16 protein-coding genes are annotated in these 20,390 nt (G+C 65.4%); 11 read left to right on the top strand and 5 right to left on the bottom strand.

The window, feature by feature from the left end:
* The first annotated feature begins 50 nt into the window (after window positions 1-50).
* The 4 genes from TL10_RS26610 to TL10_RS26595 all read left to right on the top strand — a co-directional run bounded on the left by TL10_RS26610 (window position 51) and on the right by TL10_RS26595 (window position 6,468).
* Complete coding sequence (locus tag TL10_RS26610; protein ID WP_081936715.1) at window positions 51-626, top strand: TetR/AcrR family transcriptional regulator; 576 nt, start codon at window positions 51-53, stop codon at window positions 624-626.
* A 165-nt stretch (window positions 627-791) separates the two neighbouring features.
* Window positions 792-1,304: a VOC family protein gene (locus TL10_RS26605; RefSeq protein WP_043988023.1), complete on the top strand. Its 513-nt coding sequence runs from the start codon at window positions 792-794 to the stop codon at window positions 1,302-1,304.
* A gap of 14 nt (window positions 1,305-1,318) precedes the next feature.
* Window positions 1,319-2,965 carry an FAD-dependent monooxygenase gene (locus TL10_RS26600; protein WP_043988022.1) on the top strand — a complete coding sequence of 549 codons (1,647 nt, stop codon included), beginning with the start codon at window positions 1,319-1,321 and terminating at the stop codon, window positions 2,963-2,965.
* A gap of 17 nt (window positions 2,966-2,982) precedes the next feature.
* Window positions 2,983-6,468, top strand: a complete 3,486-nt coding sequence (locus TL10_RS26595) for an indolepyruvate ferredoxin oxidoreductase family protein (RefSeq protein WP_043988021.1) — start codon at window positions 2,983-2,985, stop codon at window positions 6,466-6,468.
* On the opposite strand, the gene TL10_RS26590 is transcribed toward TL10_RS26595, so the two are convergent.
* Both TL10_RS26590 and TL10_RS26585 read right to left on the bottom strand, forming a co-directional pair.
* Complete coding sequence (locus TL10_RS26590) at window positions 6,450-6,794, bottom strand: VOC family protein (protein ID WP_043988020.1); 345 nt, start codon at window positions 6,792-6,794, stop codon at window positions 6,450-6,452. The genes TL10_RS26595 and TL10_RS26590 overlap by 19 nt on opposite strands.
* Window positions 6,795-6,866: 72 nt before the next feature.
* A complete protein-coding gene (locus TL10_RS26585; protein ID WP_234711547.1) occupies window positions 6,867-7,532 on the bottom strand; it encodes an AraC family transcriptional regulator in 666 nt (221 codons plus the stop codon).
* A 318-nt stretch (window positions 7,533-7,850) separates the two neighbouring features.
* Between TL10_RS26585 and TL10_RS26580 the strand changes: the two genes are divergently transcribed.
* The 3 genes from TL10_RS26580 (at window position 7,851) to TL10_RS26570 (ending at window position 10,156) form a co-directional block, all read left to right on the top strand.
* Entirely contained in the window at window positions 7,851-9,092 is a 1,242-nt protein-coding gene (locus tag TL10_RS26580) for a GNAT family N-acetyltransferase (RefSeq protein ID WP_043988018.1), read from the top strand.
* A gap of 59 nt (window positions 9,093-9,151) precedes the next feature.
* Complete coding sequence (locus tag TL10_RS32150; RefSeq protein ID WP_423136078.1) at window positions 9,152-9,613, top strand: histone-like nucleoid-structuring protein Lsr2; 462 nt, start codon at window positions 9,152-9,154, stop codon at window positions 9,611-9,613.
* A 114-nt stretch (window positions 9,614-9,727) separates the two neighbouring features.
* Window positions 9,728-10,156: a nitroreductase/quinone reductase family protein gene (locus TL10_RS26570; RefSeq protein WP_043396655.1), complete on the top strand. Its 429-nt coding sequence runs from the start codon at window positions 9,728-9,730 to the stop codon at window positions 10,154-10,156.
* Between the two features lie 22 nt (window positions 10,157-10,178).
* Here the strand turns inward: TL10_RS26570 and TL10_RS26565 are convergent, their stop codons facing one another.
* Entirely contained in the window at window positions 10,179-10,607 is a 429-nt protein-coding gene (locus tag TL10_RS26565; RefSeq protein WP_043396652.1) for a BlaI/MecI/CopY family transcriptional regulator, read from the bottom strand.
* Between the two features lie 108 nt (window positions 10,608-10,715).
* Here TL10_RS26565 and TL10_RS26560 point away from each other — a divergent pair, with 108 nt between their 5' ends.
* The 3 genes from TL10_RS26560 to TL10_RS26550 all read left to right on the top strand — a co-directional run bounded on the left by TL10_RS26560 (window position 10,716) and on the right by TL10_RS26550 (window position 16,652).
* A complete protein-coding gene (locus TL10_RS26560) occupies window positions 10,716-14,015 on the top strand; it encodes an error-prone DNA polymerase (RefSeq protein ID WP_043396650.1) in 3,300 nt (1,099 codons plus the stop codon).
* Between the two features lie 376 nt (window positions 14,016-14,391).
* A complete protein-coding gene (locus TL10_RS26555) occupies window positions 14,392-15,945 on the top strand; it encodes a succinic semialdehyde dehydrogenase (RefSeq protein ID WP_043396649.1) in 1,554 nt (517 codons plus the stop codon).
* Between the two features lie 65 nt (window positions 15,946-16,010).
* Window positions 16,011-16,652, top strand: coding sequence for a nitroreductase family protein (locus TL10_RS26550; protein ID WP_043396647.1), 642 nt, complete (start codon window positions 16,011-16,013; stop codon window positions 16,650-16,652).
* An 18-nt stretch (window positions 16,653-16,670) separates the two neighbouring features.
* On the opposite strand, the gene TL10_RS26545 is transcribed toward TL10_RS26550, so the two are convergent.
* Both TL10_RS26545 and TL10_RS26540 read right to left on the bottom strand, forming a co-directional pair.
* The gene (locus TL10_RS26545; RefSeq protein ID WP_192830312.1) at window positions 16,671-17,138 is read right to left on the bottom strand and encodes a tRNA (cytidine(34)-2'-O)-methyltransferase; all 468 of its coding nucleotides are present in this window, start codon (window positions 17,136-17,138) and stop codon (window positions 16,671-16,673) included.
* Window positions 17,139-17,246: 108 nt separating this feature from the next.
* Window positions 17,247-17,870 carry a TetR/AcrR family transcriptional regulator gene (locus TL10_RS26540; protein ID WP_043396643.1) on the bottom strand — a complete coding sequence of 208 codons (624 nt, stop codon included), beginning with the start codon at window positions 17,868-17,870 and terminating at the stop codon, window positions 17,247-17,249.
* A 244-nt stretch (window positions 17,871-18,114) separates the two neighbouring features.
* Between TL10_RS26540 and TL10_RS26535 the strand changes: the two genes are divergently transcribed.
* On the top strand, window positions 18,115-20,390 hold a 2,276-nt coding region (locus TL10_RS26535), incomplete at its 3' end, for a sensor histidine kinase (RefSeq protein ID WP_043988016.1).

The raw sequence follows: 20,390 nt of genomic DNA, 5'->3' as shown, positions 1-20,390 counted from the left end.
ATTACTTGACGCGCAGTCAAGAGTTCTGGGCAGATCGGTATCATTCCCGCATGCCAAGGAACCGTCAGCAGATTCCGCGGGCCGAGCGCGAGGCGGCCATTCTCGAGCAGGCTGTGGAACTGTTCGCGGCCAACGGATATCGGGGGACGAGCGTGGCCGCGGTGGGGCGCGCTGCCGGTGTGGCCCCGGCCGCAGTGCATTGGTACTACCCGACCAAGGACGATCTGTTCGCCGCGGCGCTCACTTCCATCTTCGACTCTGTGCGCGAACGGGTCGAGGCTGATCGGAAGATCAACGGAGACCCCTACGCGGAACTGGTGGCATTGGTGTCGGACGCGCAGTCGTATCGCAGTCTGCATCGCGAGGCTTATGAGCGGATGGAAGAGTCGGAGGCGATCCGCGTCGCCTACGACCGCGTGCAGTCGTGGCTGGACGAGCGACTCCTCGCTGCGATCGCCGAGCGTAACCCGGGCGGTGTCGACACCGAATTGATCGCCGACATGGCGCATGTGTTGTTCGAGGGAATGCTGATCAGCAGTCGCCGCCTGGACCGCTCGGCCGGCGAATTGATCGGCCTCGTGTTCGAGTCGTTGGCCGCAGTTGCCGCGACGAAGCGCGGCCGGTAAGCGGGCGCCAAGCCACTGTTTGCGCCGGCCCTTCGGGTCGGTCTCTTTGTGTTGCTTGGGAATTGACGCAGGCGGCTCTCTTGACTTTCATTCAAGACAATGGCTACCGTGTCTTGTATCACATTCAAGAGGGGTGTGTATTCCGCTACAACCAGGAGCTTGTCGATGCCCTCACCAGAGAAACTCGCCCACGTGGTGCTGCGTACCGGTCGCGTCCAAGAGATGACCGATTGGTACGTCCAGCTCCTCGATGGCGAGGTCGCCTTCGCCACCCCTGCGATCGCGTTCATGACGTACGACGACGAACATCACCGTCTCGCGTTCGTGGCGACGGGGGCCTCCGAACCGCCCGAGGACCGCCACACCGGTCTGCATCACATCGCATTCACGTTCGGCTCGATGCAGGCGCTCTTCGACAACTACGTCAGCCTCAAGAACCAAGGCGTGCAGCCATTTTGGTGTGTGAACCACGGTCCGACGCTGTCGATGTACTACCGCGACCCTGACGGCAACCAGATCGAGCTGCAGATCGACAGCATGACAAACGAAGAAACGCAGGACTTCGTCACGTCAGACGCCTTCGCGGCCAACCCGATTGGCATCACATTCGATCCTGAAGAGCTGATAACACGCTTTGAGACCGGTGAGCCGTTTGTCGAACTCGTCAAGTGGTCGTGAGGGAGGGCAGTTCAATGACTTCTGTGGTCATCATCGGTGCCGGTCCGACGGGATTGGCAGCGGCGTATGTGTTGGGTCGCTATGGCGTGCGCACGATCGTGTGCGACCAGCACGACGGCATCAACCCTCATCCGCGCGCCCATGTCATCAACACCAGATCAATGGAACTGCTTCGTAGTTGGGGAATCGCTGATCACATCAGCGCCGAAGCAATCCACCTGCACGACGGCATCAGCATCTTGTGGAAGCACACCGTTGCCGGCGAGGAATTCGGTCGAATTGAGTTGGCCGAGGCGCCCGCAGAGCATCTTGCCCGGCGGAAGAACGCCTCCCCGGTCGCCATGGCCTCATGTGCACAAGACCGGGTCCAGGAGCGCCTGCTCGATGCGGTGCGGAAGTCCGGGATGGCTGAAGTGCGATACCGCACAAAGGTCTTGAGTATTGAGGATCGCGGCGATGACGTCGCGATAGCGGTGGACACAGATGGTCGGCGGGAAACGCTCACGGCCGCCTACCTCATCGACGCCGAGGGCGCCTGCGGGCGACTGCGCGACAGTATCGGCATCGGTGTGGAAGGCATCCCAGAGTTCGGGCAACAGCTCAACATCTACTTCCACGCTGACCTGTCGGAGTGGACAGACAAGAAATCTGAATTGCTGTTCTGGGCACTGAACACCGAATGCCCAGGCGTGTTCATCAGACTGGGCGCCAACCGATGGACATTTCACACAAGCTTCGATCCCGAAAAGTCTGCCGTCGCCGATTACACACCCGACCGGTGCCGGGGCCTCGTCCGCAAGGCGGTCGGCATCTCCGATCTCGAGATCGAGGTGCGCTCCGTCGGTACGTGGGTACTTGGCGCGAGCACGGCTTGCCAGTATCGAAAGGGCCGGATATTTCTGGTTGGCGATGCCGCACACCAGTTTCCGCCTACGGGTGGCCTGGGCATGAACACCGGCCTCGTCGACGCAGACAACCTTGGCTGGAAGCTTGCAGCCGTCTTGCAGGGCTGGGCTCCGGAACGCTTGCTCGACACCTACGAATCGGAACGACGACCAGTGGCGTTGGCAAATGCGGAAAACAGTATTGCCAACGTGATCAAGATGGCGGATGCGGGGATCGGTCCGAATACTCTCGCTGTCGCAGGGAGACTGGAGAGTGACGATCCCGAAGTCGCTGCCGCAGAACGTCTGCGGCTGGCCGAAGCAGTGCCTCAACAACGCCCGCACTTCGACTATCTGGACCTCGAGCTCGGCTACGTCTACGGCGAGTCCGGTCCGGTGGACTCCGACCCGATCAGCGAACCGATCGTGGGCGGCCGGGTGCCGCATCGATGGGTGACACTGGCCGGTGAACGGATCTCCACGCTGGACCTTGTCGGCGCTGGGTTCGTCCTTCTCGTCGGGCCTGACGGCGCGGCGTGGCTGGACGGACTTTGCCGGGATGACGTCGCGATTCCCTTGCAGGCATTCGTCATTGGACGTGACTTGATGATCGACGGTGCTGCGCTGCCGGGGTTCGAGCAGGATCATGCGGTTCTGGTTCGACCGGACGGCCACATCGCTTGGATCGGTGCTGGCCTGACCGGGGACCACGTCAGGGAAATCAACTTCGCGATAAGGCAGGCATGTTGTGCGGCCGATCTCGAAACGCAACCGTAGTTTTCTGAGGAGTTTTCGTGCTTGACCCCGTTCCCACACTGTTGGACCGGTACACCACCGTAAGCGGCGAGGTTCACCTCACCGGCATCCAAGCCCTCGTGCGCCTGGTTCTGGACCAGCGGCGCGCCGATATCGCCGACGGAAGGTCAACTGCGGCCTTCATTTCCGGCTATGAGGGATCGCCGTTGGCCGGTTACGACACCGAGCTACTGCGGAATGCCCCGTTGCTCGACGAACACGAAATCGTGTTCGTGCCCGCGGTCAATGAAGAATTGGCGGCCACTGCGGTGCAGGGCACTCAACTGGCCGCAGTGCAACCAGACAAGCGCGTGGGCGGGGTGGCGGCGTTCTGGTACGGCAAGTCGCCTGGGCTCGACCGGGCGGCAGACGCAATCCGGCACGCCAATCTCATGGGCACGCACCCCGAAGGCGGGGTACTGGCACTGGTGGGGGATGACCCGTCGGCGAAGTCGTCCAGTGTGCCGGGGGCATCCGAACTGCTGCTGGCAGACCTCGGCCTACCGATCCTCTACCCGGCAGATCCCCAGCAGGCCTTGGATTTCGGCCGCCACGGTATTGCGATGTCACGATGCAGCGGATTGTGGGTGGCGATGAAGGTCGTCACCAATGTCGCGGACGGATCCTGCACGGTAGACATGGACCCGGAGCGGGTGCGGCCGGTCGTACCAGACTTGGCGGTCAATGGGGTGGCGTATCGGCACACCGTCACGGCGCGGTTGGCCCAGCCCGCGCTCGGCGAGCTCGAGAGAAGTCGCGATGGCTCGCGACTGGAGATCGCGCGCAGGTACGCGGCTGCCAACGGTTTGAACCAGATCACTCGGCGGTCGGCGGACGATCGAATCGGCATCGTAGCGGCAGGAAAGTCCTATCTCGATCTCGCGCAAGCGATGCGAATGATGGGGGTCGAGAGCGGGGTGCGGGTGCTGCGTCTGGGGATGATTCACCCGATCGAGCCGAACATTGCCACCGACTTCGCCTCGGGCCTCGACCACATCATCGTGGTCGAGGAGAAGCGGCCACTGATCGAGTTGGGCCTGAAGGACATCCTGTACGGGCTGACCGGCGCGCCGAAGATCTACGGCAAGCGAAATCCCGATGGAGACAGCATGTTTCCCGCCGATGGTGAACTGGACCCAGAGGCTGTTGTCGAGCACCTGGCTCCGGTGCTCCAGCGCTTCGGCGTGCTTGCGGCGACAGAGGCACAACCGCGACGCCGTCGGTCACTGAACCTGCCGATCGTGAGCCGCACCCCGTACTTCTGCTCAGGCTGCCCACACAACATCTCGACGAAAATCCCGGATGGATCCACGGTGGGGGCCGGAATCGGTTGTCACGCACTTGTGACCCTGATGGATGAGCGCCAAGTGGGTGATGTCATCGGCATGACCCAGATGGGCGGTGAGGGCAGCCAGTGGATCGGCATGGCGCCGTTCCTGCAGCGGAACCATCTGATCCAGAACCTGGGGGATGGGACCTTCCACCATTCAGGGAGTCTGGCAATTCGGGCGGCGGTGGCAGCCGGCGTGAACATCACATACAAGTTGCTCTACAACTCTGCGGTGGCGATGACCGGCGGACAGCAGGCTGTGGGTGGCATGTCCGTCACTCAGATCTGTGCGGCGATGCTCGCCGAAGGGGTAGCGCGAATCATCGTGACCACCGATGACGTGAAGGCGTACCGCAAGGTCAAACTGCCTCGCGGCGTTGCCGTGTGGAGCCGCGACCGCCTCGACGAGGCCCAGCTGGCATTGGCGGATACGGCCGGCGTGACCTTGCTCATCCACGACCAAGAGTGCGCCACCGAACTTCGGCGAAAGCGTAAACGTGGACTCGCGCCGGAACCGGCCGAGCGCATCATGATCAACGAGCGGGTCTGTGAGGGCTGCGGCGACTGCGGGCAGAAGTCCAACTGCTTGTCGGTGCAACCCGTCGTTACCGAGTTCGGCCGCAAGACCCGCATCGACCAATCGTCGTGCAACAAGGACTTGTCGTGTCTGGAAGGCGATTGCCCATCCTTCATCACGGTCATTCCCGCTCCCAACGGGAGACCGCGACAACATGTTCCAACCGATTTCTGGTCCGAGTTGCCGGCGCCACCGACGTCGGACGCCGCGACCCATACGACGCGGATCACGGGTGTCGGTGGCACAGGTGTCGTGACGCTGGCGCAGATTCTCAGTGCGGCTGCAACATTGGCGGGCTGGCGGGTGCGGACCCTTGATCAGACCGGATTGGCGCAGAAGGGTGGTGCGGTGGTCTCGGACATCAAGATCACCCGGACACCGGTCGAGGAGGCCAGCAAGGCCGCCGAGGGGGAATGCGACCTCTACCTCGGCTGCGATCTCCTGGTGGCGGTGGACGACAAGTACTTGAGGGCAGTCGACCACGTCCGCAGCACTGCTGTGGTTTCGACGAGTGAGGTGCCGACCGGGCAGATGGTCGTCGACCCGGCAGTGTCATTTCCGGATGCCGGGCCGTTGCGCGAGGCAATACGAGATGCCGTGCGCGACAGCATTTTCCTGGATGCGCGCGCGGCAGCGGCCCGCTTGTTCGGTACTGATCAGTACGCCAACCTCTTGTTGGCCGGCGCTGCGGTCCAGACGGGTGCCCTGCCCTTGCCGCCCTCGGCGATAGAAGAGGCCATCAGCCTCAACGGTGCTGGGGTCCAAGCGAATATCGCCGCGTTCCGCTACGGCCGGTTGGCTGTTGCGGACCCGAAAGCCTTCGCGAAGGCGGCCGGTCCGCATGAGGTGCCGAGCCCCACTCGATCTGCCGCGGTGCGGCACTTGGTACGTCAGGTGGGCGCCCACGCCGGTGGCGAGTTGGAACGTCTGCTGACCGTCAGGATCGCTGACCTCATCGACTACCAAAGCCTGCGTTACGCGGGGGAGTACACCCGCTATGTGGCGAACGTCGTACGTGCGGAGCATGAGCGAATCCTGGGATCCGAGCAACTCTCCGCTTCGGTCGCGCGCGAACTGTACAAGTTGATGTCCTACAAGGACGAATACGAGGTCGCGCGGCTATCGCTCGATCCGGCTGTCACGGCAATGGTCGCCGCCGAGTTCGGCCCCGGTGCACGTGTTGCTTATCGTTTCCACCCGCCATTTCTTCGCGCGCTCGGTCTCAAGCGGAAGATCTCGCTGGGGCCATGGGCCCGGCCCGCATTTCGAATCCTGGCTTCAGGCAAGAAACTACGGGGAACCAGAGCCGACCTGTTCGGACTGGGGAGGGTGCGCAGGTGCGAGCGCGAGCTCATCATCGAATATCGGGCAATGATCGATGAAGTGGTGAGGGGGCTCAACGACACAAACCTGGCTTTGGCAATCGAGATCGCTGACCTGCCAGACATGATTCGCGGGTACGAGTCGATCAAGCTTGCCGGCGTGGACCGCTACCGGGAGGCTGCGGCAAGCTCGATGCGGCGGTACCGCGAACTCGTCTCGGGTAGCCAGGTACGGGTTCAAGCGGCGGGCGGCTGATGCAAACCGAACGCCAGCCCCTGATCGTCGACACAGTTGGCGAATCGACCAAAGCCGGGTTCTTCCGGTGAGGGGTCCCCGGCGCTGCCGCCGAGCTCACGCACCGTGGCGACCGCTGCATCGATGTCATCGACCGCGAAGTAGGTGGCAAGGGTGCTCGTCTCTACGCCGTCGTGGAGACCGCCACGGATGGTGGGAGTCTGGATGACGGCTTGATTGCCGTTGCCGAAGCTCTCGAAGGCCCAGCCCAAAAGCGTTCCGAAGAACACCTGAGCCTTCTTCGCATCCGGTGCGCCGATCTCGATATGGGTTACTTCGCCGGTCATTCAGGTTGCCTCTCTTCGTCGTTGCGTCCGAGGCTACGAAACGCACGCACCGCCGCATTGGAGAAAAGTGACCTACATGCCCTCCGGCGGCCACGCGGATCCGAGCCCGCCGCCGGTTCCATTGGCGGCTGAGACCGCGCCCGGTGTGCACTCGGCGAAGCCGGCAAAGTCGCGATGCATGTGCGCCTGATCGAAGTAGCCGCAGTCAACAGCGACCCGTGCCGGCGCCAGACCGTTGCGGAGAAGTCTTGTGGCGCTTTCGAAACGAAAGAGGCGGGCCGCTACCTTCGGTGTCACGCCGAAGGCGCGGTCGAACTTGGCCGCGAAATGGCGTCGGCTCCAGCCGATCTCTTGGGCGATCGATTCGACGCGAACCCGACCCTGATGACGTTCGATCATGTCCCAGGCCCAGCAGAGTCTCGGATCGACCGGAGAGCCGCCGCTTGGCTGAAAGTACCCGTCGATGATGTCGAAGACGTCGGCCCAGTCCGGTGTCATGGCCAGCCGGTCATGGATTTCCTCGGCTCGCCGGCCGATCAGCTCGTCGAGGGGAACCACTCGTTCATCGAGGTCTCCCAAGGCCGTCCCGAGGAAGGACGCAGCATCCTGCGCCGCGAGACCGATCTCGACGCCGCGGAACGATCCATGCTGGTCGACAAACAGCGGTGCTGCGCGCGGCCCGGCCACGAACGCCCCGACGTGGGCCGCGGCGGTCGGAATTGATGTCGTCACCGTCATGGTCGCGTCGAAGACCATCACCACTCGAGCACACGGCGTGGCCCACTCCACGGTCCGGCGAGGCTGATCGAGCCGCTCGGCGAAACCGGCGTAGTACTGGGCCCGGGCACCAACCGATCGCGGCCGGCGCCACGCGAGCTCCCAGCCGTCCCCGCGAGATGTGTGCACGTCCACAGGCCACACTGTGCCACCTGGCGACAGCCCGTGTCAGGGACACGGCTCCTCGAGTTCTCGAGCTCGGGCCGAGGCGTTCAGTCTTCGTTTGCTGCAAGGAAATTCGGATGACTTGCCACGAGTCCGTGTGATATCCGTTGGAACATGACTGATTTGACGCTGCGCGCTGTCAGCGACAGTGACGACTTCGATGCGTTCATGGCCGCGTCGTACGGGGTGTTCCTGCAGGATCCGCGGCAGGACGAGATCGACCTGATGCGCGCATTCACCGAGTACGACCGCATGTTCGGCTTCCACGACGGCAGCCGTTGGGTTTCTACTGCAGGAGACTTCGGCAAGCAGGTGGTGCTGCCCGGTGGCGGGACCGCAGCGGTGGCCGCCGTCACCGCTGTCACGGTGTCGCCCAGCCATCGACGTCGTGGGCTGCTCACGGCGATGATGCGCCACCAACTCGACGACATCCGATCACGGGGCACCGAGGCGCTGGCCATGCTGTTCGCATCGGAGGCATCCATCTACGGGCGGTTCGGCTACGGGATGGCTGTGCCGATTGCGGAGCTTTCCGGCAAGGTACGCGAACTGGGCTTCCGCCCGGACGTCCAGTTCGGCGACGGTTCGGTTACCCACGTCGACGCCGAGACATTGATGGCCAGCGCGCCGGAGATTCATCAGCGAGCCATGATGCAGCGGCCCGGCGTGATGGAGCGGCCGCGCCCGTGGTGGGACAACTGGATCCACGACAGTGAGGAAAGGCGCAAGGAGGCCAGCAAGATTCGCTTCCTCCTGCATCGCGAGGCCGACGGCACCGCCAGCGGATTCGCCATCTACCGGCCCAAGAACAGCTGGACGGATCGCGGCCAGCCCAACGGTGAACTCCAGGTCCAAGAAGTACTGGCCACCAATCATCGTGCGTACGCACGGATTTGGCGCTATCTCCTGGATATGGATTTGGTCAGGACCTTCGCTTGCGACGGTGCTGCGGTCGATGAGCCGCTCCGCAGCTTGGTGGCCGACCAGCGTGCGCTGGCGTGCGAAGCGAGGGACGGTGTGTACGTCAGGCTGGTCGATGCGCGTCGCGCACTGACGTTGCGCAGCTACGCCGCCCCTGTCGACGTGGTGCTGGATATCACCGACGAGTTCTGCCCGTGGAACGCCGGCCGATGGCATCTCCGTGGCGGGCCCGACGGCGCCGAATGCGAAAGCACCACGGCGCCAGCCGATATCGCCGTCTCGGTGCGTGACCTCGGTGCCTGCTACCTCGGCGGGGTGAGTCTGCAGGCGCTGGCGAACGCGGGGTTCGTCGAAGAGTTCACTCCGGGGTCGGTGCATCGGACCGCGGTCGCGTTCGGCTGGCCCGTCGCTCCTGGGGTGCCCGACGACTTCTAGAGGTTCATCTTCGGATTCGGGCTTATAGCACTTGCTCAGCTGAAATAAAAGAGGCGAAGGTGCGTAGCCGGTCTCGTGATGCTCCGCTAGCTTGTTTTGGCAGATGTTGCTTGGTGCCGCGGTTTACGGGGGTGAATGTTCCAGTGGCGAAACGGTATTCGACTCTGTGGACCGACGATTTGGATGGTTCCGTGGCAGCGACGACGCTCGAGTTCTCCTTCGACGGGGTCGCTTATGCAATTGATCTGTCCGAGGCGAACGCGCTGCGTATGCGTAGCTGTTTCGAGCCGTACATCCGGGCGGCCAGCAAGGCCAGCCGTTCCCGCGGACGAACGGTCTCGCTTCCGGAGCAGCCGCCATTGGAAATGCAGCAAACGCACGCTCGGCGAGCGCGTGAGTGGCTGCGATTGAACGGCCATGAGGTCGGTAGTCGTGGGCGCCTTCCGCAAGAATTGCTGCAGCGATATGAGTCGGCCCGTGACGGGGCACGGAGGGTTCGCGTCCAGACCAGGCTTGGCTGATCCGCGGGCCCGTGGGTGAGCGGCAATCATCGATTGACGTATACCGATCGGTCTACTATGTTGGCCTAGAGGTCACCAATCAGGTGGTCGCGTGCTTCGACTACGGAGACGGTCATGACGAATGCCAACCCGGACAAGACGTTGCGAAAGTTCCGCAGAGAACGGGCGATCGGCCGCTATCTGCTCAACCCCGCTGTGCAGGGGCTGAGCAGACTCGGTGTGCGCACCGCGTTGGCCACGGAACTGGAGACCATTGGCCGTAAGACCGGGCAGCTGCGTCGCGTTCCTGTTTCGGTTCAGTTCGACAACGAGGGCGCGTGGGTGATCTGCCAGCACGGTACCCGGTCCGGTTGGGGCAGCAATATTGCGGACAATCCGAATGTCCGTGTGCGGCAGGGGGATCGGTGGCGCAGCGGGGTCGCGGAATTCAGGCCGGACGACGACGTCGTCGCGCGCGCTCGGAAATTCGGCCGGGTTGGGGCCGGGGTGGTGAAGGCGCTGGAAACCACTCCGGTGTCAGTCCGGATCGACTTCACCGACTGAGCGGATTCGAACGCCGCTCCGGTCAGGCGGTGAGCCGGGGCGCCAAACGCACTGCGGGACGATCGGTTTCGGAAGCGCGCGGGTCCACCGTGGCCAGGGCCCGGCGCAGGACATCGATCTCGTCGGCTGCGACCTGCGTGACGAAGTGCACCAGCGCCGCGTGCCTGTCGCTCTGATCGGAAGCCTGGCCGAGCGCGTCGACCATGAGGTCCGCCACCAGCTGATCTCGACTGTGCGATGCGACGTAGCGGTGTGCACGATCATGGCGCAGTTGCCGGACCACGCCCTTACCTGCGAGCCTGCGCAGCACCGTCATGACGGTGGTATACGCGAGCTTGCGTTCCGCGCAGATGGCGTGATGGACCTCGCGAACGGTCTGCGGCGCGTCCGCGCCCCAGAGGTGATCCATCACCTCGCGTTCCAGATTGCCCAAGTGCCTCAGCCTGGTCATCTTCTGTCCCTCTCCGACGCCTCGGAGATCTAGTCGCACGAGAGCCGGCGGAGTTCCCGCGGATTTCCACATCTGGCATTCGAACAAAGTTTCGAATACCCTGATCTGGTGGGTTGGCACAACGGGCCGCCGAGCTGGGCGGAGATGCAGCGGGTGCTCGAGGGCAAGCCGCGGGTGGCTGGTGCATCCCCGGAATCGCCGGCCGACGGCGGCGACAGCCCGGCCTGGTCGCGCAAACGCGGTGACTATCAACCGGTGGACCGCCCGGCCCGGCCGGGAACGTCGGTGCCGTACGCCGAGTTGCACGCCCATTCTGCGTACAGCTTCCTCGATGGCGCCAGCACGCCGGAGGAACTGGTGGAGGAGGCCGTCCGGCTGGATCTGCGGGCCATCGCATTGACCGACCACGACGGGCTCTACGGCGTTGTGCGATTTGCCGAGGCCGCCAAGGAACTCGACATGGCAACGGTTTTCGGGGCCGAACTCTCGCTCAGTAACACTCCCCGCACCGAGTTGCCCGACCCGCCCGGTCCACATCTGCTGGTCCTGGCACGCGGCCCCGAGGGGTACCGGCGGCTGTCCCGGGAATTGGCCCGGGCTCATCTGGCCGGCGGCGAGAAAGGGGTGCTCAGTTATGACCTGGACACCCTCACCGAGGCCGCCGGCGGGCACTGGCAGATCCTCACCGGCTGCCGCAAAGGTCATGTGCGCCAAGCCTTGGCGACGGGAGGTGCGGAGGCCGCGGACAAGGCGCTGGCTGATCTGGTGGCCCGGTTCGGCACGGACCGGGTGACTATCGAACTGACCCACCATGGGCACCCGCTCGACGACGAACGCAATGCCACGTTGGCAGCGCTGGCGCCGCGGTTCGGCCTCGACGCCATCGCCTCGACCGCCGCGCATTTCGCCGCACCGTCGAGGGGGCAGCTGGCGATGGCGATGGGGGCGATCCGGGCCCGCAACTCGATGGACGAGGCCGAAGGCTGGCTGGCTCCGCTGGGCGGGTCGCACCTGCGGTCCGGGGCGGAGATGGCCCGGCTGTTCGCCCACCACCCGGGTGCGGTCACCAACGCTGCCGAGCTGGGGGAGCAGTGTGCATTCGAATTACGTTTGATCGCACCGAAACTGCCACCGTTCGACGTGCCGGAGGGACACACCGAGATCAGTTGGCTACGCGAGTTGGTGGCGGACGGGACGGCTCGTCGCTACGGCTGGAAGCCGGATGCAGAGCGGGAGAAGGCGTACCGGCAGATCGAGCATGAGCTCAGAATCATCGAGCAGCTGGAGTTCCCGGGCTACTTCCTGGTGGTGCACAGCATCACCGAGTTCTGCCGGGACAGCGACATCCTGTGCCAGGGCCGTGGGTCGGCGGCGAACTCGGCAGTCTGTTACGCCCTGGGGATCACCAATGTCGACCCGGTGGCCAACGAGCTGTTGTTCGAGCGGTTTCTGTCCCCGGCGCGCGACGGCCCGCCGGACATCGACATCGACATCGAATCGGACTTGCGCGAGAACGTCATCCAGTTCGTCTACGAGAAGTACGGCCGGGACTACGCCGCGCAGGTGGCCAACGTCATCACCTACCGCGGCCGCAGCTCGGTGCGGGACATGGCGCGGGCGCTCGGTTTTTCGCAGGGGCAACAGGATGCCTGGAGTAAGCAGATCAGCCGGTGGAACGGGCTGGCCGAGTCCCCGGACGTCGAGGACATTCCCGAGGCGGTGATCGACCTGGCGCTGCAGATCAGGAATCTGCCGCGGCACATGGGCATTCACTCCGGCGGCATGGTGATCTGTGACCGCCCGATCGCCGACGTGTGCCCGGTGGAATGGGCGCGGATGGAGAACCGCAGTGTGCTGCAGTGGGATAAAGACGACTGTGCGGCAATCGGTTTGGTGAAGTTCGACCTGCTCGGGCTGGGCATGCTCTCGGCGCTGCACTACATGATCGATCTGGCCAGGGAACAGAAGGATCTCGAGGTGGATCTGGCCAAGCTCGACCTGTCCGAGCCCGCGGTGTACGAGATGCTGCAACGGGCCGACTCGGTCGGAGTGTTCCAGGTCGAGTCCCGGGCGCAGATGGCCACGCTGCCGCGGCTGAAGCCCAAGAAGTTCTACGACCTGGTGGTCGAGGTGGCGCTGATCCGTCCCGGCCCGATCCAGGGCGGCTCGGTGCACCCGTACATCCGGCGGCACAACGGACTGGAGGACGCGACGTGCGAGCACACGTCCATGGAAGCGGCACTGACCAGGACGCTGGGGGTGCCGCTGTTCCAGGAACAGCTCATGCAACTGGCCGTCGACTGTGCCGGCTTCACCCCCGCCGAGGCTGATCAGCTGCGCCGGGCCATGGGGTCCAAACGCTCCACCGAACGGATGCGGCAGCTGCGCGGTCGGTTCTACGACGGCATGCGGGAACTGCACGGCATCACCGGGCCGACGGCTGAGCGGATCTACGAAAAGCTGGAAGCCTTCGCCAATTTCGGCTTCCCGGAGAGCCACGCGCTGAGCTTCGCGTCGCTGGTGTTCTCCTCGTCATGGTTCAAGCTGCACCACCCCGCGGTGTTCTGTGCGGCATTGCTGCGGGCTCAGCCGATGGGCTTCTACTCGCCGCAGTCGCTGGTGGCCGACGCCCGCCGGCACGGGGTGCTGGTGCACGGGCCGGACGTCAACGCGAGCCTGGCGTATGCGACGTGCGAGAACCGCGGCACCGAGGTGCGGCTGGGGTTGGGGACAGTGCGGCATATCGGGGACGAGTTGGCACAGCGCATCGTCGACGACCGGAAAACCAACGGGCCGTTCACTTCTCTGCTCGACCTGACCGGCCGGGTGCAACTGTCGGTGCCGCAGGCCGAGGCGCTGGCGACCGCGGGTGCGCTGGGCTGTTTCGGCATCACCCGACGTGAGGGATTGTGGGCGGCCGGAGCGGCGGCCGCGGAACGGCCCGACCGGTTGCCGGGCATCGGATCGGCCGGAGGCATCCCGGCGCTGCCCGGCATGACGGAACTGGAACTGGCGGCCGCTGATGTGTGGGCCACGGGCATCTCGCCGGACAGCTATCCGACCCAGTTCCTGCGGGAGGACCTCGACGCACTGGACGTGGTGCCCGCCAACCGGCTGTTGGAGGTGCCCGACGGCACCCGCATCGTGGTGGCCGGCGCGGTGACGCACCGGCAGCGTCCGGCCACCGCGCAGGGGGTGACGTTCATCAACCTGGAGGACGAGACCGGCATGGTCAACGTGCTGTGCGCACCGGGGGTGTGGTCCCGGCACCGGAAACTGGCGCAGACCGCGCCGGCGCTGTTGGTGCGTGGCATCGTGCAGAACGCCAGCGGGGCGGTCACGATCCTCGCGGACCGGATGGGCCGGCTCGATCTGCGGGTGACCGCCAAATCCCGGGACTTCCAGTGAGCGGGGTCGGCATGGCGGCGCCCGGGTGTGCATCCTCGCGAGGTCCACTCGCACAATTGCGCCCAGGATGCAGGGTCAACTCGATTTCCGCGCCCAGGATCATTGACCCTGACGTGACGGCGGTCCGCACTCGAACAAATGCGCCGTGGATACAGGATCAACGCGGTAACCCTGGCTCGACGGCAGAACGGCGTCAGAATCACCCCAACGGCCAACCCAGGCCAGACGTAGTGGGTAATTTTGCCCAGTTCATTGACATAATGCCCGATTTGTAAAAAGCTGGATCTATGGCAGCCGCAGGCTGTCACGTAGTCTTACCGAGACCGCCGGTACCGCAAAATTTCCGCGCATCCGCGACCGACTCAGGAGAGCCAGTATGCCCGCACCGTCAGCGCAGGTTTTCGATCGTCTGCGCCAGCTGGCCGCCATTGAGGACATCGACGCCCGGCCGACTCGCACCATCGACGAGGTCTTCACCGGCAAGCCGCTGGCCACCATCCCGGTCGCGACCGCCGAAGACGCCGAGAAGGCGTTCGCCAAAGCGCGTGCCGCTCAGCGTGATTGGGTCAAGCGGCCGGTCTCCGAGCGGGCCGCGGTGATCGCGCGCTACCGGGATCTGGTGCTCGAGAACCGTGAGTTCCTGATGGACCTGCTGCAGGCCGAGGCCGGCAAGGCGCGGTGGGCGGCTCAGGAAGAGATCATCGACCTGTTCGCCAACGCGGACTACTACGCCAAGGTCGCGGCCAAGCTGCTCAAGCCCCGCCGGGTCGCGCCGCTGCTGCCGGGACTGAACCGCACCACCGTCGCCTACCAGCCCAAGGGCGTCGTCGGCGTCATCTCGCCGTGGAACTACCCGATGACCCTGACCGTGTCCGACGCCGTGCCCGCCCTGCTCGCGGGCAACGCGGTGGTGCTCAAGCCGGACAGCCAGACCCCGTACTGCGCGCTGGCCTGCGCCGAGTTGCTGTACCGCGCCGGCCTGCCGCGCGCGCTCTACGCCGTGGTCCCCGGGCCGGGTTCGGTGGTCGGCACCGCGATCGCCGAGAACTGTGACTACCTGATGTTCACCGGCTCCTCGGCCACCGGCAGCCACCTCGCCGAGCACGCCGGCCGTCGCCTCATCGGGTTCTCCGCCGAACTCGGTGGTAAGAACGCCATGATCGTCGCCCGCGGCGCCAACCTCGACAAGGTGGCCAAGGCCGCCACCCGCGCCTGCTTCTCCAACGCCGGCCAGCTGTGCATCTCGATCGAGCGCATCTACGTCGAGCGGGACATCGCCGACGAGTTCACCCGCAAGTTCGGTGACCAGGTGCGCAAGATGCAGCTCGGCACCGCATACGACTTCACCGTCGACATGGGCAGCTTGATTTCCGAAGGCCAGCTCAAGACCGTCTCCGGCCACGTCGACGACGCAAAGGTCAAGGGCGCCAAGGTGATTGCCGGTGGCAATGCCCGCCCCGACATCGGCCCGCTGTTCTACGAGCCGACCGTGCTCACCGACGTGAGCTCCGACATGGAGTGCGCCAACAACGAGACCTTCGGTCCGCTGGTGTCGATCTACCCGGTCGCCGACGTCGATGAGGCCATCGCCAAGGCCAACGACACCGAGTACGGGCTCAACGCCAGCGTGTGGGCCGCCTCGATCGAGGAGGGCGAGCAGATCGCGTCCCGCCTGCGGTCCGGCACGGTCAACGTCGACGAGGGCTACGCCCTGGCCTGGGGCAGCCTCGGTGCGCCCATGGGTGGCATGGGAATTTCGGGTGTGGGTCGCCGGCACGGCGCCGAGGGATTGCTGAAATACACCGAGTCCCAGACGATTTCGACGTCCAAGGTGCTCAACCTCGACCCGCCGTTCGGCCTGTCGAAGTCGCTGTGGCAGAAGTCGCTGGTGCCGATCGTGCGTGCGGTGACCAAGCTGCCGCGGCACTGAGAGGCACTCAGAGGCGCCGCCACCGTCGCTACGGGGTGGCGTCGGGCTGGCGGTAATGTGCGGCTATGACGCTGAACCTCACCGCTGACGAAGTGCTGACCTCCACCCGATCGGTGCGCAAGCGACTCGACTTCGACAAGCCCGTACCGCGCGAGGTCATCATGGAATGCCTCGATCTGGCGCTGCAGGCGCCGACCGGCTCCAACAACCAGGGCTGGCAGTTCGTCTTCGTCGAGGACGAGGCAAAGAAGAAGGCCCTGGCCGACATCTACCGCACCAACGGCACCCCGTACCTGGCGATGGAAGCACCGCAGCGCGGCGACATGCGCGACGACCGGGCCGGCGCGGTGAAGAGCTCGGCAGAGTTCCTCAACGAGAACTTCGAGAAGGCCCCCGTGCTGATGATCCCGTGCCTCGAGGGGCGGCCCGACGGAGCCGAAGCCGGCATGCAGGCGTCGTACTGGGGCTCGCTGCTGCCGGCGGCATGGAGCTTCATGCTCGCCCTGCGCTCGCGTGGTCTGGGCTCGGCCTGGACGACGCTGCACCTGCTCGGCGATGGCGAGCGGCAGGCCGCCGAGCTGCTGGGCATCCCGTTCGAGCGCTACACGCAGGGCGGACTGTTCCCGATCGCCTACACCAAGGGCACCGACTTCAAGAAGGCCCAGCGGCTGCCGGCCGAGCAGCTCGCGCACTGGGACACCTGGTGAGCTGACGCGTCAGCTCGGCTAAATACCCTCAGCGAAGCCGAGCTGGCGCCACGCCTCGTACACCGCGACGGCCGCGGCGTTGGACAGGTTCAACGACCGCCGGCCCGGGATCATCGGGATCCGGACCTGTCCGGTGATGTGCGGATCGGCGAGGGTCTGCGCGTCCAGGCCGGTGGGCTCGGGCCCGAACATCAACACGTCGTTCCCCTGGTAGGCCACGTCGGCGAACGACGAATTCGCGTGCGCGGTAAAGGCGAACACCCGGGCCGGCATGAGTGCCTGCCACGCGGCCGGCAGATCGGGGTGGACCGTCACCGACGCCAGATCGTGGTAATCCAATCCGGCACGACGCAGCTTCGGCTCGGACAGGTCAAAGCCCAGCGGCTCTACCAGATGCAGCTCGGCGCCGGTGGCTGCGACCATCCGGATCGCGTTGCCGGTGTTCGGCGCGATCCGGGGTGAGTAGAACAGCACCTTCAGTGCCACCGTGCCGCCTCTCTGCCTGGTCACCGACCGGCCGGTCGGTGTCACCGGGAGAGTCAACCAGCACCCGGCGCTGGGCCCGGTGTGGCACCCCGGGCAGCGTGCAAATCGTCAGCGCGCGGCGGCCTGGCCGGCGACCCCACTGGGCAGCTGGTTCAGATCGGCATGCGGTGACACCAACGCGTCGAGTGCGGTCATGCACAGGTCGACGGCCGCGTCACGGGAAAAGCTTTGTAGCTCAAGCCATTCCAGGGCCACTTCCCGAACCAGCGCGAGCCAGCCGGAAAGTGCCACCGACACCAGATCGCGACCGGATCCGGCCAGGTCCAGGGCGTCGAGCGCGTGGTCGCGCAGCCGGGTGAGTTCGAAGGTGATCGGGCTGCGCACGGCGGGATCGGCGGCGATGGCGCTGCGATTGGCGATCATCATCAGCGTCAGGTTGTGCTCGTAGAACGTGAAGTGCGCGACGAGTGCACCGCGGATCTGGGACCGCACGGTGTCGGCGGCGGTGAAGTGCGAGTCGTGGGCCAATTTCTCGTGGGCCCTGGCCCAGAGCGCCGCGAACAGTTCCTTCTTGCTGGGGAAATAGTGGTAGATCAAGGCCCGCGAGATTTCGGCCTGCGCCGCGATGTCCTCCATCGCCACCTGCTCGAAAGGCAGGACAGAGAATGCCGCCATACCGAGATCGAGGATCTGGTCCCGACGTTGGTCGGGGGTCAGCCGGCTCCGTGCCATCTAGGCACTCTAAATCACCAATGGCCGCACACTTTTACCACACAACCGTGCAACACATCGGTCACGAACGCTGTTCGTTGGATGTGAAGCATGGAAACAGCTGCTCATCGCTGTCATACTGCGACAGATTGCCAGGCGGGTTTCCCGTGCCCGAGTGGGCCGAAAATCCGGCGGGGAACACCAATATGAACCATGTGCCTTTAGCTGATTGCGGTCCGATGGCCGGCGGGAAAGCCGAGCCGCGATGACTGCTGCGCAACAGTTTTCGGCAGCCGATCAAGTCACCCGCGCGCCCGCGAAACGCCCGTCCCGCTTCGCGCCGTCGAATTGGCCGGTCGCGTGGAAAGTTTTCGCCATCGCCTTTGTGCCTTTGGTGCTGGCCGGGACGTTCGGCGGAATGCGTATCTATTCAGGCTGGACCGACGCGGCAGATTTGCGTCGCGCGGCCGATCGCGCCGAAATGGTGCCGGCCATTGCGAACTACATGGCGACGTTCGACGCGGCGATGCTGGCCAGCTCCACCGGCGGCGACGCACAACAGGCGCTGAGCGCCTATGACGAGAGCAAACGTCGTCTGCAACACCGGCTGACGGACACCGACGTCGCGACCGACGTCCGTACCGGCGTCAAGACCCTGCTCGACGGTGGCCAGGGGCTGCTGAACAAGGTCGCGTCGGGCAGCATCGGGCTGCGCGAGCGCGTCACCTCGTACGCGCCGATCCTGCTGACCGCCGAAGACGCCATCACCGGTTCGGTGCGCATCGACGACGTGAAGATTCGCGCCCAGACGCAGGGCCTGAGCCGGGCCGTGGGCGCCCGCGGCCAGATGATGATGCAGCAGCTGCTCGTCACTCTCGGCGGCGAACTGCCGGACAACGAACTGCGCAGTTCGATGACCACCCTGGCCGGCACCGAACCGTCGACGCTGTTCGGGATGAGCGAAGTGCTGGGCGTCGGCTCGCCCGAGGCGCTGAAGCTGGCCCAGGAAATGGTCAAACGGATGTCCATGATGTCCGACCCGAACGTGCAGCTGGTCAACAATCCCGATCTGAGCCAGTCGATCCAGACCACCAGCGAGATCGCCGGGAAGATGCTCGACAGCGCGTCCGCGACCGTCATCTCGGCGGTAGACGATCAGGCCACGGCCAAGCGCACCGAAGCCATCCGTGACTCGGTGATCGTCGGCGCGGTGATGGTGCTGGCCCTGCTCATCGTGTTGTACATGGCGCGCACGCTGATCCGGCCGTTGCGCCGGCTCCGCAACAGCGCCCTCAAGGTCGCCCACGAGGACCTGGTCCGTGAGCTCGACGAGGTCCGGTCGGGCGCGGACGTGACGGTGCGGCCGCTGCCGGTGCAGAGCACCGAGGAGATCGGTCAGGTCGCACACGCGGTCGACGAACTGCACGAGCAGGCGGTGCTGCTCGCCGGTGAGCAGGCCAGGCTGCAACTGCAGGTCAGCGACATGTTCGAGACGCTGTCCCGGCGCAGTCGGTCGTTGATCGACCAGCAGCTGACGGTCATCGATCAGCTCGAGCGCGACGAACAGGATCCGCAGCGCCTGGCCAAACTGTTCCGGCTGGACCACCTGGCCGCGCGGATGCGGCGCAACGGCGCCAACCTGCTGGTGCTGGCCGGCACGAACGTCCCGCACGAGCAGGGCGAGCCGGTGCCGGTGACCACCGTGATCAATGCCGCGGCCTCCGAGGTCGAGGACTACACCCGGGTTTCCATCGTCGCCTCCCCGGACACCGAGATCCACGGCTCGATCGCCGGCGACCTGGTGCACATGATGGCCGAACTGCTGGACAATGCGTTGCGCTACTCGCCACCCAGCTCAGAGGTGCAGGTGTCCGCGGTGCACGCAGAAAACGGTGCGCTCGTGATCGAGGTCAGCGACGGCGGCCTGGGTATGACCGAAGCCGATCTTCGGATGGCCAACAGCCGGCTGCGCTCAGGCGGTGAGGTCAACACCTACACCGCGCGGCACATGGGCCTGTTCGTGGTCGGCCGGCTGGCCAACCAGCACGGTCTGGTCGTGCGGCTGCGCGACACGGTCGAAGGCGACCCGGATTCGGGCACCACGGCCGGCATCTACGTGCCCGTGGAACTGCTGGTCGGGCTGCCAGCGATCCCGGACTTCGGCACCTACTGGGACGGCTCGTCGACCGCGGAGACCGGTGTGACCGCCCTGCCGGGCCTCGGCCCGGACACCGGCGGTTTCGCGACGTTCGGCGCAGTGGAACAGCCCTTCGCGCAGCCCCCGGCGCCGCCCGCCGCGGCGGTGGAACCGGCGTTCGTGGCGCCTCAGCAGCGCAACGGATTCGGCGCCCCCGCCGACGCCGGCGACCTCAGTGGCATCAACCTGCCGCAGCGCAACCCCGGCGCCAGCGGTATCGCCGCGCCCGCCGAGTCGCCTGTCGAGCGAACCGCGCAGGCACCGACCGACACCTCGTCGTTCTTCGCGGCCCGGGCGCAGCCGCAGCCGCAGACACCCGAGCCGCCGGCCCCCAAGCCCCAGGC

Origin of the sequence: Mycolicibacterium llatzerense (genome assembly GCF_000878195.1) — a bacterium.
Classification (GTDB): domain Bacteria; phylum Actinomycetota; class Actinomycetes; order Mycobacteriales; family Mycobacteriaceae; genus Mycobacterium; species Mycobacterium llatzerense.
The sequence above is the reverse complement of the archived record's forward strand: the minus strand, read 5'-3'. Positions and strand labels throughout refer to the sequence as shown.

Coding starts and splice junctions, on each gene's coding strand:
- TL10_RS26610 (WP_081936715.1), top strand. CDS start 51: ATGCCAAGGAACCGTCAGCAGATTCCGCGGGCCGAGCGCGAGGCGGCC.
- TL10_RS26605 (WP_043988023.1), top strand. CDS start 792: ATGCCCTCACCAGAGAAACTCGCCCACGTGGTGCTGCGTACCGGTCGC.
- TL10_RS26600 (WP_043988022.1), top strand. CDS start 1,319: ATGACTTCTGTGGTCATCATCGGTGCCGGTCCGACGGGATTGGCAGCG.
- TL10_RS26590 (WP_043988020.1), bottom strand. CDS start 6,794: ATGACCGGCGAAGTAACCCATATCGAGATCGGCGCACCGGATGCGAAG.
- TL10_RS26585 (WP_234711547.1), bottom strand. CDS start 7,532: ATGACGGTGACGACATCAATTCCGACCGCCGCGGCCCACGTCGGGGCG.
- TL10_RS26580 (WP_043988018.1), top strand. CDS start 7,851: ATGACTGATTTGACGCTGCGCGCTGTCAGCGACAGTGACGACTTCGAT.
- TL10_RS26570 (WP_043396655.1), top strand. CDS start 9,728: ATGACGAATGCCAACCCGGACAAGACGTTGCGAAAGTTCCGCAGAGAA.
- TL10_RS26565 (WP_043396652.1), bottom strand. CDS start 10,607: ATGACCAGGCTGAGGCACTTGGGCAATCTGGAACGCGAGGTGATGGAT.
- TL10_RS26555 (WP_043396649.1), top strand. CDS start 14,392: ATGCCCGCACCGTCAGCGCAGGTTTTCGATCGTCTGCGCCAGCTGGCC.
- TL10_RS26550 (WP_043396647.1), top strand. CDS start 16,011: ATGACGCTGAACCTCACCGCTGACGAAGTGCTGACCTCCACCCGATCG.
- TL10_RS26540 (WP_043396643.1), bottom strand. CDS start 17,870: ATGGCACGGAGCCGGCTGACCCCCGACCAACGTCGGGACCAGATCCTC.